The 14346-nt window shown below is 68.5% G+C and carries 15 protein-coding genes; 10 read left to right on the top strand and 5 right to left on the bottom strand.

The genetic code is table 11. From position 1 onward, the window contains the following. Window positions 1-151: 151 nt before the first annotated feature. Window positions 152-748 (bottom strand): TetR/AcrR family transcriptional regulator, encoded by a 597-nt coding sequence (locus tag CQ040_RS18275; RefSeq protein WP_105528410.1) that lies wholly within the window; start codon window positions 746-748, stop codon window positions 152-154. A gap of 47 nt (window positions 749-795) precedes the next feature. Between CQ040_RS18275 and CQ040_RS18280 the strand changes: the two genes are divergently transcribed. The 3 genes from CQ040_RS18280 to trpS all read left to right on the top strand — a co-directional run bounded on the left by CQ040_RS18280 (window position 796) and on the right by trpS (window position 4398). Further along, on the top strand, window positions 796-1752 hold the full coding sequence (locus tag CQ040_RS18280) for a DMT family transporter (protein WP_258131732.1): 957 nt from the start codon (window positions 796-798) through the stop codon (window positions 1750-1752). 141 nt (window positions 1753-1893) lie between these two features. Then, complete coding sequence (gene aspS / locus CQ040_RS18285) at window positions 1894-3195, top strand: aspartate--tRNA(Asn) ligase (RefSeq protein ID WP_105528408.1); 1302 nt, start codon at window positions 1894-1896, stop codon at window positions 3193-3195. 162 nt (window positions 3196-3357) lie between these two features. Beyond that, window positions 3358-4398 carry a tryptophan--tRNA ligase gene (trpS, locus tag CQ040_RS18290; protein ID WP_105528407.1) on the top strand — a complete coding sequence of 347 codons (1041 nt, stop codon included), beginning with the start codon at window positions 3358-3360 and terminating at the stop codon, window positions 4396-4398. 29 nt (window positions 4399-4427) lie between these two features. Here the strand turns inward: trpS and CQ040_RS18295 are convergent, their stop codons facing one another. After that, window positions 4428-5183, bottom strand: coding sequence for a methyltransferase domain-containing protein (locus tag CQ040_RS18295; protein ID WP_105528414.1), 756 nt, complete (start codon window positions 5181-5183; stop codon window positions 4428-4430). A gap of 142 nt (window positions 5184-5325) precedes the next feature. On the opposite strand from CQ040_RS18295, the gene CQ040_RS18300 reads away from it, so the two are divergent. Further along, a complete protein-coding gene (locus CQ040_RS18300; protein WP_105528406.1) occupies window positions 5326-6087 on the top strand; it encodes a glycosyltransferase family 2 protein in 762 nt (253 codons plus the stop codon). Window positions 6088-6111: 24 nt separating this feature from the next. Here the strand turns inward: CQ040_RS18300 and CQ040_RS18305 are convergent, their stop codons facing one another. Next, window positions 6112-7002: an alpha/beta fold hydrolase gene (locus tag CQ040_RS18305; protein WP_105528405.1), complete on the bottom strand. Its 891-nt coding sequence runs from the start codon at window positions 7000-7002 to the stop codon at window positions 6112-6114. A 134-nt stretch (window positions 7003-7136) separates the two neighbouring features. On the opposite strand from CQ040_RS18305, the gene CQ040_RS18310 reads away from it, so the two are divergent. The 6 genes from CQ040_RS18310 to CQ040_RS18335 all read left to right on the top strand — a co-directional run bounded on the left by CQ040_RS18310 (window position 7137) and on the right by CQ040_RS18335 (window position 12823). Beyond that, window positions 7137-8084, top strand: coding sequence for an alpha/beta hydrolase (locus tag CQ040_RS18310; protein ID WP_219844751.1), 948 nt, complete (start codon window positions 7137-7139; stop codon window positions 8082-8084). A gap of 82 nt (window positions 8085-8166) precedes the next feature. Continuing rightward, window positions 8167-8847, top strand: a complete 681-nt coding sequence (locus CQ040_RS18315) for a TetR family transcriptional regulator (RefSeq protein ID WP_105528404.1) — start codon at window positions 8167-8169, stop codon at window positions 8845-8847. A gap of 95 nt (window positions 8848-8942) precedes the next feature. Then, window positions 8943-10667 (top strand): MDR family MFS transporter, encoded by a 1725-nt coding sequence (locus tag CQ040_RS18320; protein WP_105528403.1) that lies wholly within the window; start codon window positions 8943-8945, stop codon window positions 10665-10667. 4 nt (window positions 10668-10671) lie between these two features. Next, window positions 10672-11124, top strand: a complete 453-nt coding sequence (locus CQ040_RS18325) for a MarR family winged helix-turn-helix transcriptional regulator (protein WP_105528402.1) — start codon at window positions 10672-10674, stop codon at window positions 11122-11124. Between the two features lie 54 nt (window positions 11125-11178). Then, window positions 11179-11685: a MarR family winged helix-turn-helix transcriptional regulator gene (locus CQ040_RS18330; RefSeq protein WP_105528401.1), complete on the top strand. Its 507-nt coding sequence runs from the start codon at window positions 11179-11181 to the stop codon at window positions 11683-11685. Window positions 11686-11734: 49 nt separating this feature from the next. Further along, window positions 11735-12823, top strand: a complete 1089-nt coding sequence (locus tag CQ040_RS18335; RefSeq protein ID WP_105528400.1) for an alkene reductase — start codon at window positions 11735-11737, stop codon at window positions 12821-12823. Here CQ040_RS18335 and CQ040_RS18340 read toward each other — a convergent pair. Both CQ040_RS18340 and CQ040_RS18345 read right to left on the bottom strand, forming a co-directional pair. Beyond that, window positions 12787-13521, bottom strand: coding sequence for a hypothetical protein (locus tag CQ040_RS18340; RefSeq protein WP_105528399.1), 735 nt, complete (start codon window positions 13519-13521; stop codon window positions 12787-12789). The genes CQ040_RS18335 and CQ040_RS18340 overlap by 37 nt on opposite strands. A gap of 29 nt (window positions 13522-13550) precedes the next feature. Next, window positions 13551-14336 (bottom strand): DNA/RNA non-specific endonuclease, encoded by a 786-nt coding sequence (locus CQ040_RS18345; RefSeq protein ID WP_105528412.1) that lies wholly within the window; start codon window positions 14334-14336, stop codon window positions 13551-13553. Window positions 14337-14346 lie beyond the last annotated feature (10 nt).

Genomic DNA, 14346 nt, shown 5'->3' on the forward strand with positions numbered 1-14346 from the left:
AGGGGGTGCCGGTGGGCTTGCCAGCACGGGAGCGGAGATCGCGCCGGTGCTGGCCGCGGGCATGCTGGTCTTCCTCGCCGGGCTCGCCCTGGCGATGCGTCGACGCCCACGCGTCTGAGGTCGGTGGTCCTGCACCGGCCGCTGGGCGGCGTCAGCGGCGGTCCTGCTCCAGGGTGGTGTGTGCCAGCCCTCGTGCCACCTCGAACGGCGCAGCGAAGGTCTCCATCCCGACCGTGACGATCGCGCCTTCGTAGAGCAGCATCATGGCCTTCGACATCAGCGTGGGATCCGAGAGACCGGCGTCGCGGCACAGCTCGAGGAACAGCTCGAGCAGCCACGCCTTCTGACGGGAGACCTCGGGGAAGACCGGATGGCCGTCGTGGCCGTCGCCGATCTCCGCCCTGGCGTTGATCGCGCTGCACCCTTTCGGGCTGTACTCGTCGGACCACGTGATCGCCGCGTCGAAAACGGTCAGCACCCGCTCGATGCCGGCCTCGGGCACGCTCTCCAGGTGTCGGGCGACGTGTGCGCGCCACAGGGCATCGCGGTGCTGCAGGTAGGCGACCACCAGGGCCTCCTTCGAGCCGAAACGGTCGTAGAGCGTCTTCTTCGTGACCCCGGCCGCCTCCGCGATCGTGTCGACACCCACCGCATGGATGCCGCGTTCGTAGAAGAGCCGTGATGCCGCGTCGAGGACGCGGGTGGCGCCCGGTGTGAGCGGGGCGAGTTCGGGAACGGAAACGGCCATGTCCCCATCATATCCGCTCGACTATACAAACCTGTATAGTCGAGCAAATGAGTAAACAGATCGGTGTACTTCATGTCACGGTGACGGTGCTGGCCGCCGCCGCGTTCGTCGTGAGCTGGAGCTCGGGCTTCCTCGTTCCCGCGATCGCCGCCGACTCCGTTGACGCCGTCTCGCCGTTGGGCCTGCTGGTGTGGCGATTCGTGCCGCTCGCGCTGATCCTGGTCATCATCGTCGTGAGCACGGGGGCGGCTCGGGGCGTCACGCGGGCGGACGTCGGGCGGCAGGCGCTCATCGGCCTCTTCGCGCAGTTCGGCTACTGCGCAGCGGTCTATGCGGCGATCGGGGCGGGAGTCGCGACCGGCACGACCGCTCTGATCGATGCCGTGCAGCCCCTCATCGTCGCGGTCCTGGTCGGTCCGCTGCTGGGGTTGCGCGTCCGGGGCGCGCAGTGGGTCGGGCTCCTCGTCGGGGCGGGGGGAGTGCTGCTGGTCGTGCGATCGCAGCTCGACGGATCCGAGGCGCACCCGATCGCGTATGTCTGGCCGGCACTGGCGATGGCGTGCCTGATCATCGGTACCTTCCTCCAGCGCCGGTCGGCTCCGCGGACCGACACCCTGGTCACCCTGGCCATCCACGTCACCGTGACGGCCGTGGCGCTCCTGCCGATCGCCGCGATCTTCGGAGCACTCGTGCCCCCGGCATCCGTCTCGTTCTGGCTCGCCGCGGGATTCGCGGCGGCCTTCCCGACTCTCGCCGCCTACGGACTGTATTGGTGGCTGCTCCGTCGGGTGGGCATCACGGCCCTGAACGCCCTGCTCTTCCTCGTCGCCCCGACGACCGCGGCTGCGGGCGCGCTGCTGCTCGGCGAGCCGCTCACGGCCATCACCCTCCTCGGATTCGTCCTGTGCGCGGCGGGCGTCGCGGCCGTGCTGGTGAGCGAAGCGCGCGCCGGGGGCGAGGCCGAGCGCGATGTTACGATGGCGACGGCAGCTGCGAGGGAGTGACGACCCTCCGCCCTCCGGGGCAGGCGGCTCCCGCGCGTCCGGCGTATCGACGAGAGGCCGATGAGCGATCGGCGAAGGTGTGGTGGCACCGCGATCTAGCCCCCGCCCGCACCTCCAGGGCTTTCGCCACCTGGAGGAATCATGTCGTCATCCGACCCCGCTCGCACTCTCGCCACTCAGCTTCCCGACACGCCACCCGGCGCGCGGATCACCCTCATGGGACACGTGCATCGGCGCAGGGAACTCGCCACCGTGTCGTTCCTGATCCTGCGTGACCGCACGGGACTCGCGCAGATCGTGTTCCGGCCCGAGCAGCTCCCGACCGCCGGTCTTCCCGGGGAGGAGACGGTCGTGCGCATCGAGGGCACGGCGACCGCGAACGCCCACGCCCCCGGCGGCATCGAGGTGACGGCGCCCGAGATCACCTTGCTCTCGGAGCCGGCACGCACGCCGGTCGTCGAGCTGTGGCGGCCCACGCTCGACGCCGCGCTCCCCACCGTGCTCGACCATGCGGCGGTGACCTGGCGGCACCCCGCTCAGCGTGCGAAGTGGGAGCTGGCCGCAGCGAGCCTGCGCGGCTTCCGCCGCACGCTCGACGCCGAGGGATTCACCGAGATCCAGACGCCGAAGCTCGTCGACTCCGTGACCGAGTCGGGGGCGAACGTGTTCCCCGTCGACTACTTCGGCACGACGGCCTACCTCGCGCAGAGCCCGCAGTTCTTCAAGCAGCAGCTCGTCGGCGTCTTCGAGCGCGTCTACGAGACGGGTCCCGTCTTCCGCGCCGAACCGCACGACACGGTCCGCCACCTCGCCGAGTACGTGTCGCTCGACGCCGAGCTCGGCTTCATCCGTGACCACCGCGATGTGCTCACGCTGCTGCACCGGGTCCTGCTCGGCATGCTCGACGGCATCCGCACCGAGAGCGGCGACGCGGTGGAGCGCCTCGGATTCGCACTGCCGTCGATCCCCGACGAGATCCCGGTGATCCACTTCCAGGACGCACTGCGGCGGGTCGGCGCCCCGGACGACGAGCCCGACCTGGCGCCGGCGCACGAGCGTGCCCTCGGCGAGTGGGCCAAGGAGCGGTACGGCAGCGACGTGCTCGCCGTGGAGGGGTATCCCATGCGCAAGCGGCCCTTCTACACCCACCCTCAGCCCGACGACCCGCGGTGGAGCAACAGCTTCGACCTGATCTTCCGCGGCCTCGAGCTCGTGACCGGTGGACAGCGATTGCACCGTCACTCCGACTACGTCGCGGCCATCGAGGCGCGGGGGGAGTCGCCCGACGCCTACGAGTCCTACCTCTCGGCCTTCGCGCACGGCATGCCGCCGCACGGAGGGTTCGCCATCGGTCTGGAGCGCTGGGTGTCGCGGCTCATCGAGGCGTCCAACATCCGGGAGGTGACCCTCTTCCCGCGCGACCTGCACCGGCTCACGCCGTGATCCCCGCGGTCGCGGTGGGCGTAACATCTGTTCCATGAGGTTCAACCGCTCCGCATGGTGGTGGCTGCGATAGCAGCCGGTTGAAGCATGTTCACGGGCTGCACGGCAGTTCGTGACAGCACCCGAGAACTCCGTGCGGCTCCCGATTCTTGGGAGAGACAGATGGATTCGTTCACCGCGACCGCGCAGCGATCGATGGAGGTCGCCGATGCCGTGGCCCGGAACCCGGAGAGGTTCCGCGTGCTCACGGGCGAACGGCCGACGGGGCCCCTTCACCTCGGGCATTACTTCGGCACCATCCGGGAGCGGGTGCGGCTGCAGGACGCCGGGGTCGAGACGTTCCTCGTGCTCGCCGACTACCAGGTCATCACCGACCGGGACACGACGGCGCACGTGCGCGAGAACGTGTACGGCGCCGTGCTCGACTACCTCGCCGCCGGGATCGATCCTGCGCGCACGACGATCTTCACGCATTCGTCGATCCCGGCCCTGAACCAGCTGCTGCTGCCGTTCCTCAGCCTCGTCACCGAAGCGGAGCTGCACCGGAACCCGACGGTCAAGTCGGAGCTGGAGGCGTCGGGACGGGCGCTGAGCGGGCTGCTGCTCACCTATCCGGTGCATCAGGCCGCCGACATCCTGTTCTGCAAGGGCAACCTCGTGCCGGTGGGGAAGGACAACCTGCCGCACGTGGAGATGACGCGCGTGATCGCCCGGAGGTTCAACGAGCGCTACGCCCCGATCTTCCCCGTTCCGGATGCGCTGATCACCTCGACTCCCGAGGTGCCAGGACTGGACGGCAGGAAGATGTCGAAGAGCTACGGCAACGCGATCGCCCTGTCGATGACGGCGGATGAGACGGTCGCCACGATTCGCCGGACGCGAACGGACCAGGACCGGCGGATCACGTTCGATCCGGAGCGACGGCCGGGTGTCTCTGCGCTGCTGTCGACGGCCGCCCTGTGCCTGGATGTCACGCCGGAGGAATTGGCGGACGACATCGGCGACGGTGGTAGCGGCGAGCTGAAAGCGGTGACTGCAACGGCGGTGAACGACTTCCTGGCGCCCCTGCGGGAACGGCGTCGAAGCTTCGCCGCGGATGAGGAGCTCGTGCGCTCCATCCTCCGGCGCGGCAACGAACACGCCCGCGAGATCGCGGATGCGACCCTCGACGAGGTGCGCGAGGCGATGGGGACCGTGTACTAGGTGCCGGGGGAATCGAGGCCGGTTGCTCGTTACGGGCGGCGGGCCTCGATGAGGTGACGGGTTGAGTGGGCGATGAACGGCCCGTCCTCCTGGATGAGTTCGTGCAGGGCTCGAAGCCGGTCGCGACTGTTCTCGACCGTGAACCCGGGCACCCACCAGATCACCTTGCGCAGGAGATAGACGGCTGCAGCGACATCCCGGATCTCGATGCGGAGTCGCGCCGTGCGCAGGTCGACGATCTCGAGGCCGGCAGCTTCGGCGGCGGCGACCTCGTCATCGGAGTGACGGCCGCGACGCGCCTCGGGCTGCGGCCCCAGGAAGAACTCGATGAGCTCGAACGCGCTCGCCGGTCCGACGTGCTGGGCGAAGTACGTGCCGCCGGGTTCGAGCACCCTGGTGATCTCCGACCACCAGATCGTCGCGGGATGCCTGCTGGTGACCAGGTCGAAGGCCTCATCCGCGAACGGCAGGGGTGGCTCGTCCGGATCGGCGACGACCACCACGCCCCGGGGGCGGAGTAGCTGCGTCGCGCGGAGGACGTTCGGGGGCCACGACTCGGTCGCCGCGGCGGTCGGCGGAATAGCCGCTGCTTCGGCCAGGACCTCACCACCGCCGGTCTGGATGTCGAGTGACGCCGAGGCCGCGACGAGACGGTCGGACAGCAGGCGGGCATAGCCCCAGGGCGGGCGTTCTTCCGTTGCACGGCCGTCCAGCCAGGCGAAGTCCCACCCGGTGACGTCTGCAGTGTTTCCGGCCTCGATCAGCGTCTCGAAGGAATCCGTCATGGATCGATTCTCCCAGTGGAGCGGATGCGCCGGAACGGATGAGCGCGTGTCGATGTCGGCGACCATCCTCGCTCAATCGCCTCCGATGACCGCGCACGGTGGAGACTGTGCGTGAGTGCTGAGCTGCACAAAGAGGAGAACGATGACGACCGTGTTCCCGCGTTCCGTCTCCGTGGTGATCCCGGTGCGTAATGATGCACGCCTGCTGGAGGTGTGTCTGGGCGCCCTCGCCCGGCAGACCCGGCAGCCCGACGAGATCGTCATCGTCGACAACGGCAGCAGCGATGACACGGTCGCCGTCGCCGAGAGGTTCGGTGCACGGGTCGTGAGCGAGCCGATCCAGGGGATTCCCCGAGCATCCGCGGCCGGCTACGACGCGGCGACCGGCGACATCATCGCACGGCTCGACGCCGACTCTCGGCCGGCACCGGACTGGCTCGCGCGGATCGAGCGCACCTTCCGCACCCGCGAAGACGTCGATTTCGTCACCGGAGAGCCGCGCTTCTACGGCTCGACCCCGTTGGTGCACTGGATGGGGGAGCACCTCTACATCGGCGGCATGTATGCGTCGATGGCTCCTGTGCTCGGGCACGCGCCCCTCTACGGATCGAACATGGCGATGCGTGCCTCCGCCTGGCGGACGCTGAGCGCCGAGGTGCACCGCGAGCAGACGAACATCCATGACGACTTCGACCTGTCGTTCCACATCCGGCCGGGGATGACGGTGCTGAGGGATCGGGATCTCGTCGTCGAGGTGTCGGCGCGGCCGTTCCAGGACTGGGCGTCGCTTCGACGGCGGTTGAGCTACGTGGTGCCGACCGTGCGGCTGCATCTGGCGGAGGAGCCCCTGCATCGGCGGCGGCAGGCACGCCGCGAGGCCGACCGGTCGTCGGTCGGTCAGTGACGCGGCCGGTGCTCGGCGCGTGATTCAGGCGCGAGCCCGCGAGTAGAGATCGAGCAGGTCTGCGGTCAGCTGATGCGGTGTCGTCTCGCTCGGGCTGTGCCCTGTCGGGTACGCGCGGAACTCCGCATCGATGTCGTGGGCGAATCGTGCGTGGGCGGCGAGCGGCCACAGATCGTGCGAGCCGGCGACGACGAGCTTGGGGATCGGCAGGGTTCGCACACGGCTGCGCAGATCGGGCGCGACCATCATCAGGCCGACGATCTCGTCGACGCTGCGCCGGCTCGTGAGCGCGAACCGGGAGCGCACGAACTCGAGCCGCCGAGGGGGGACCCGGTTCTTGTTCGTCACGATCCCCCAGATCATGAGGCCGGCTCCGCGGTGAGGGGTGGTGATCGGGGCGAGCGGGCCCAGCCACTTCATACTCGCGAAGACATTGCCCGAGCCCGGGGGAGTGGTCAGCAGCGTGAGGGAGCGGACGAGGTCGGGGCGGCGGATGGCGACCAACTGAGCGACGATGCCGGCGAACGAGTAACCCAGCAGATGCGCCGGGGCGCCTGCGTCGAGGAATGCGATGAGGTCGGCGACGAACAGCTCGTAGGTATACGCAGAGTTCGCCCCTGCTGCGTGCGACTCGTACTGCCCGGCGATGTCGAACGACTGCACGAAGTAGCCAGCCCGTGCCAGTAGCGGCAGCATCAGGGCGAAATCCTCTTTGGAGCCCGTCGCCCCCGGCACCAGGACCACGCGTGGCTGCGCCGGATCGCCCAGCGAGACGACGGCGAGGTCTCCGCTCGGAGCCGAGAACCACGACCTCACCGAACCTTCCGGAGGGACTGTCCAATCGACGTCGCCGATGGCCGCGTCGAGGGATGCCGGGGCGCCGGGCGCCCGTCCGCTCCTCGAATCAGTCGACACGCTGACAAGGTACTCCTCGGCTCCCCCGGGGAGAAGATCCACGCGCCGCGAGGTCGGGGCTTGTCATTGCTGGCACGTAGTGCCAAGATGATGGCACTTCGTTTCTAGCCACGCTGGCGTGGAGATTGGTGGCAATGATGCCCCTCACCTTGGACCCAGAGATCGCTGTCCTGTTCGCAGCTCTCGCCGATGCTCCCGCGGCGACGCCGACGGACCGCGGCGACGCCATCGGGCTCCGTGATGCCGCGAATGCGGGACTGGAGCAGATGAACCTCATCGAGCCCGAGTCGCCGAACGTCACGCGAGCCGATCACTTCGTCGAGACCGCCGACGGCTCCCGGATCCTCGTGCGGTGGTATCGCCGTACCGGGCAGCAGACGCGCTCTGCTGTCGTCTACATGCACGGCGGGGGGATGATCTGCGGTTCGCTGGCGAGCTATGACCGACTCGTGGCCAAGTATGTCGAGGTGACCGGAGTGCCTTTCCTGTCGATCGACTATCGGGTGTCGCCGGAGTTCCCCGGCACCACGCTGATCGACGACAGCTTCGCCGCGCTGCGCTGGTTCGTCGAGCGTGCCGACGAGTTCGGTGTGGATCCGACGCGTATCGCGGTGATGGGCGACTCGGGTGGGGGAGGCGTCGCCGCCGGCGTCGCCATCGCGGCCCGTGATGCCGGGATCGCCCTCGCGAAGCAGATCCTGATCTACCCGATGCTCGACGACCGGAACGTCATCCCCGATCCCGAGATCCAGCCGTTCGCCACGTGGACCTACGACAACAACTTCACCGGATGGAACGCCCTGCTCGGCGATGCGCGCGGGACGGATGCCGTGACACCCCGCTCCGCGCCGGCCCGGCTCACGGACTTCGAGGGGCTCGCCCCGGCCTTCATCGACGTGGGGGAGCTCGACATCTTCCGCGACGAGAGTCTCGCCTATGCTCTCGGGCTCGTACGTGCAGGCGTCTCCACCGAGCTGCATGTGCGGCCGGGAGTACCGCACGCGTTCGATCGGCTGGCGCCCACGAGCGGTGTCGGCAGCCGGTCGTGGGAAGACCGGCACCGCGTCATCCAGTCCGTCTGATCGTGCCGGAGAGCCCCGTCTCGGGCAGGGCTCTCCGGAAACCGCGGTGGCATACTGAGACCTGGCTGCGAGAGGGGGCTCCATGGTTCTGATCATCCGTCCCGTCAAGGGTCCGGACGACGGGTATGAGAACGGACAGGTGGCCGACCGCACCGCGGTCCGTCGGGCCGCCGTCGACCTCATGTCGAACGCGGGCTTCTCCGAGGTGACGGTCGATGACATCGTCGCCAGGGTGGGGATCTCGCGCCGCACCTTCTTCCGTCTCTTCGCGGGCAAGCATCAGGTGGTCTCGTCCGATCACGGCGTGTACTACGACGAGGTGTGCGGCTACCTTCTGCGCAGCGACGGAGACCGCACGCTCGCGCGAGCGGCCGAGGCCGCCCAACTCGTTCTGGAGGGTCTCACCGCGGTGCACTCCGATGCGGTGGTCCGTGCCGCGATCGTGAACTCCGACGATGCCCTGGTCGCCGAGGAGAGCAGTTGGTTCCTGCTCTACCAGTCCACTCTCGCGGAGTTCCTCACCCAGCCCCAGGGGGACACCACGTCCCTCGAGGCGGAGATGCTGTCGGCGTCCATCGTCGCCGCCGTCCGGGTCACGCTCCGGGACTGGCTCGCCGATCCCGCGATTCCCGCGGTCGAGCGGTTGAGGGCGGGCATCCGGCTGCTGCAGTCCGACTCGTCCGCCCTGCCGACCAGACGCAGCGTAGCGATCATCGAGACGGCGCTGAGCGTCGACGAGATCGCCGCGAGATTGGCGGAGTGAGGCGCGGATCGGGAGCGAATCGGGTTTAGTTGCGCTTTCGCAACTAACGGCGTATGGTTGACCTCGATCAACTTTCTACGCAGGAGCGTTCCCCCGTGACAAACACCCCATCCTCAGCCCCCGAGACGACGCGCTCGGCACGCGAGGTCTTCACCGCGATCTCCGGCCTCGTCGTCGGCATGTTCGTCGCCGTGCTCTCGGGCACGGTCGTGTCGACCTCGATGCCGGTCATCATCGCCGACCTCGGCGGCACCCAGTCCCAGTACACCTGGGTGATCACCGCGAGCCTTCTGGCGACGGCCGTCTCGACCCCCATCTGGGGCAAGCTTGCCGACCTCGTCGACCGCAAGGTGCTCGTCCAGATCTCCCTCATCCTCTTCACGGTCGGTACCGTGATCGCCGGCTTCTCGACCGACACGAACATGCTCATCGCTGTCCGCGTCATCCAGGGCATCGGCGTCGGCGGCCTGATGTCGCTCGTCATGATCGCCGTCGCCCTCATCATCTCCCCGCGTGAGCGTGGCAAGTACATGGGCGTCGTCGGTGGCATCATGGCCCTCGGCACCATCGGCGGCCCGCTGCTCGGCGGACTCCTCACGGACGTCTGGGGCTGGCGCTCCAACTTCTTCGTCGGCGTGCCTTTCGCGATCCTCGCCCTCGTGCTGCTGCAGTTCACGCTGCACCTGCCCAAGCCCCAGCGCGACACCAAGGTGTCGATCGACTACTTCGGCATCGTGCTTCTGGCCGTCGGCGTCTCGACCCTTCTCATCTGGGTCTCGATGGGTGGCAACCAGTTCGATTGGGACTCCTCGACCAGCATCATGCTCGCCGTCACCGCAGGCGTCGCGATCGCCGCGTTCATCACGGTCGAGTTCTTCGTCAAGGAACCGATCGTGCCGATGTCGCTGTTCCGCAACCGCACCTTCACCCTGTCCGTGATCGCCTCGATCGCCATCGGTGTCTCGATGTTCGCCACCTCGGTGTTCCTCGCACAGTACTTCCAGCTCGCCCGTGGCGCCACGCCCACCGAGTCCGGCCTCATGACCATCCCGATGATCATCGGCCAGATGGGTGCGTCGATCATCATCGGCCAGCTCGTGAGTCGCTTCGGCAAGTGGAAGGGCTGGATGCTCACCGGCTCGGTCCTCGCGACCATCGGCGTCAGCCTGATGGCCACCCTCCGCTACGACACTCCGTTCCCGCTGGTCGCCGTCTACATGTTCGTGCTCGGCGCAGGCCTCGGCATGGTCATGCAGAACCTCACGCTCATCGTGCAGAACGACACCGCGCCCCAGCAGCTGGGTGCCGCCTCGTCGAACGTGAACTTCTTCCGCACGATCGCCGGCACCATCGGCGTCACCGTCATGGGATCCCTGCTGTCGACCAGCGTCGCCACCTACATGACCGACGCCCTCAAGGGATTCACGCCGACGACACCGGATGAGATCGACGCGCTGCAGCACCTCGCATCGGGCGACGTGCCGAAGGTCGCACAGCTGCCCGACACGATCCGCGCGATCGTGGAGAGCGCGTACGGTCACGGCATCGCGGACTCGTTCATCATCGCGATCCCGCTCGCCGTCCTCGCCATCATCGCGATCGCGTTCATCAAGAACAAGCCGCTGTCGACGAAGAACGCCGCAGAGCAGATGCTCGAGCAGGCCGAGGAATCGGTGATCGAGGTCGCCGAGGCCGAGGTCGGCGGCTCGCTCTCGACCGGAACCATCCGGCTCGAGGGTGTGGGACCCGCTCCCACGACGGGCTCGGTGACCGTGCTCGAGCGTGAGCGCAAGCCCGAGGAGCAGGACGGGGAGCGCTGAGACCATGGCCTCCGCAGCGGTCGTGCCGACGGATGTCGACAGCGCGCTCGGCGACCTCCAGGCGCACCTGAACCTCATCTTCGCGAGGACCAGGTCGCTGTGGAAGGAGTCGGCGGCGAGGGTTCACCCCGAGCTGCAGGTGGGTGGCTACAAGCTGCTGACCTTCATCGATCGGGCCGGCACCGCCAACGCCCATGAGCTCGCCGAACGCTTCGAGATGGACAAGTCGGTCATCAGCCGTCAGGTGCGGATGCTGGAGGAGCTGGAGCTTCTCGAGTCCCACCCCGACGAACGCGACGGTCGGCTCCGCGTTCTGACGGCGACCGTCTCCGCACGTGCATCCCTCGCCGAGGTCCGCCGCGAGTACGGTACGCGCCTGCGGGCCGTCGTCGATGAGCTGACTCCCGACGAGATCCATGCGGCATCCAAGGTCTTCCGGCTGCTCGCAGAGGTCTGACCCGAAGCCCCGCTGTCACGATCGACAGCGGGGCTTCGCCGTACACTGGCGAGCATGAGCGCCTCGCCCGACGCCCCTTCCGATGCCCCTGCCGTGACCCCGGCATCCGCCGACTCCTCCGACCGGTTGGGAGACGGAGAGCTCGACCAGGCCGTCACCAGGGTCGAGCAGGAGCTGGGGCGGCTCTTCGCGCGGATCCGCATCGGGTGGCGCGAGGCTGCGGCCACCGTGCACCCCGACCTGCAGCCCCTCGGCTATCAGGTGCTGACCTCCATCGCGACGGGCAAGGCGACATCGGCCGGTGCGATCATCGAACGGCTGCAGACCGACAAATCGGCGGTGAGTCGTCAGGTGCGACAGCTCGAGCAGCTGGGCCTCGTCGAGAGTGTGCCCGACCCGGAAGACCGCAGGGCCCGCGTGCTCGTGGCGACCGACCTCGCGCAGGAGCGGGTGGCGCTCGCCCGCTCCCAGTACGAGGGGCGCATCGGCGAGCGCCTGCGCAACTGGACCGCCGCAGACCTCGACCATTTCGCCGACCTGCTCGCGGGCCTCGGCGGCTGAGGGGGAGCTGAGGGGAATACGGCGCTCCGTTCGCGCCTTACCTCCCTCTGTGACTCTCTACGAATCGGCCGTTTTCGGCGCCCTGCAGCTGTCCAACCGCGTCGTCATGGCGCCCCTCACCCGCACCCGTGCGGACGACGACGGTGTGCCCACCGCGACGATGGAGGAGTACTACCGGCAGCGCGCGGGGCAGGGGCTCATCATCTCCGAGGGCGTCTGGCCGGTGGCAGAGGGCAAGTCGTACCCCGGGCAGCCGGGCATCGTGACGCCCGCGCAGATCGAGGCGTGGAAGCCGATCACAGAGGCGGTTCACGACGCCGGCGGAACGATCGTCATGCAGCTCATGCACGGCGGCCGCGTGGGGCATCCCGCGATCTCCGGGGCGGCGCGCGTCGTCGGCCCCAGCGCGCTCGCAGCCCCCGGACAGACGCGCACGCCCGAGGGCAAGGCCGACCTGCCGGTCGCCCACGCGCTCACCCTCGACGAGATCCCTGAGGTCGTCGAGCAGTTCGCCCAGGCAGCGCGCAACGCGATCGCTGCCGGCTTCGACGGCGTCGAGGTGCACGGTGCGAACGGCTACCTCGTGCACGAGTTCCTGTCTCCGGTGTCGAACATCCGCGACGACCGATACGGCGGATCGCCCGAGAACCGCGCGCGTTTCGCGATCGAGGTCACCGCGGCCGTCGCCGCCGCAGTAGGAGCCGACCGCACCGGCATCCGGCTCTCGCCGCAGCACAACATCCAGGGTGTGCTCGAAGAGGACGACGCCGACGTCCGCGCGACCTACACTGCTGTGGCCGAGGGGTTCGCCCCGCTCGGCCTCGCGTTCATCGATGTCCTCAATGCCGACCCGGCGGGAGAGCTCGTGCAGCACATCCGTCGCACGGCGGGCGCCCCGCTGATCGTCAACACCGGCTTCACGCTCGAGACGACCAGGGAAGATGCCGAGGCACTCGTCGCGGACGGATGGGCGGATGCCGTCGCCGTCGGCCGCCCCGTGATCGCCAACCCCGACCTGGTCGAGCGCTGGATCCAGGGAGCCGAGCTCAACGATCCGCGGCCGGAGCTGTTCTACGGTCGCACCGCGGAGGGCTACAGCGACTACCCGTCGCTGGAGTCGGTGCGCGCCGGAGTCTGAGGGCGCGGCGCGAAGCACGTGACGGCGAGGTCGACCACGGGCAGCGCGTCCCGCGGAATGACCATCGTGCACACGACCTGTTCGTCGACGCGGAATCCGATGCTGTAGACGAACGGGTCGGTGTCGATCTGCAGGGCGGGGTGATCCTCCCCGTCGACGTCGAGCGAGGCGTGCGATACCGCGGTGGTCGTGGCTTCCCATGCCTCATCGGCGTCGAACCGCGGGTCGGGCGAGAGGCAGAGCTCCTCGCGGAACTGGTTGCGCAGGATGTGGTTGGTGTGGGCGACGAGCTGCTCGGAGAGGGAGCTCCGCTCGGGGTCAGGGGAAGCATGCCAGGAGGTGCGGATCGCCTCCCACAGCATCGGGTACCGGAACATCTTCACCTGCTCGATCAGCCAGGCGGGGCGTTCCCACGGAGGCTCTTCTTCGAGGGAACGCCTCGTCGCCTCATCCAGCTCGACCTCGTTGCGCGGATCGGCGTGGTCGTCGGGATAGCGCCACAGCGTGTAGCTGAACGACGTCGACACCTCTTCGAGTCCCGCCGCACCGGTGCTCTCCATGAACCCGGCGATCGGCACGCGGGTGAGTGTCCGCTGTGGTCTGAGCTCGAACACGGGGAACCGAAGGCTTCGCACTCGGGCCTCTGACTCGATGCTCGGGTCGGGGGCGTCTGGGGGGAGGTGTCCGCTGAACTCCATCGATCCAGTGTGCCCCCGGACGGCTCGAATCACAGCACGATGTCATCCGCAGTGCCGAGGGTCCGCCATTCGGACTCGCGAGCGCCCGGTCGCACGAGCATGTCGGCCTCGGCCAGTGCGCCGAAGTCGATACCCGTCAGAGCCGCGATGTCGGCGATCGGCACCTGGAACGTGCGGAAGGCTCCGAGTGGCGGGACGGCTATCGTCTCGCCGCCGGTGTCGATCAGCTCGGACTGATCGAGCACGAAGCCGGCGGCGGCGAGGGCATCCTGACTCCGCCAGGCGGCGATCTTCCAGAAGCGCAGCGGCACCCGGATGCCGCGATACGCGGGGTCGTCCTCCGCGAGGACAGGGGCCGTGAACACGCACACCCGCTGATCGGTCGTCTCCGCGTAGGTGAGCACATGGTCTTCGAGGCCGAGCCAGAGCTCCTTGGATTGGTTGAAGCCGGCGGCCTGGGGTGCGGCGTTGGGGTAGAAGAAGGTCGCTTCGCTCGCCAGGCGCGCATCCGCGACCGAGCCCCATCCCGGGTCGCGTCGGCGCACGAGGTGACCGCGGTCGAGGTCGTTCCGCGCGTAGACATCGGGTCCGGTCTGCTCTTCATCGGCGACCCGCTCGTCGAGTCGCCACTCCCCGGTGCGCGGCAGGTTCTGCAGGCCGGCACCGTCGATGTTCACCGCTGTCACCGCCGCGAGCCGCCGCTTGGGATCGAGTAGCACTGTGAAACGCGGGTAGGGGAGCGGGCGGACGACCTGGGTGGGACGGGGGATGGGCAGTCCTGTTCCGAGGAAGTCGGGGTCATAGCCGTCGGTCATGCTCTCATCG

Source organism: Microbacterium sp. MYb54 (assembly GCF_002979515.1).
GTDB lineage: Bacteria > Actinomycetota > Actinomycetes > Actinomycetales > Microbacteriaceae > Microbacterium.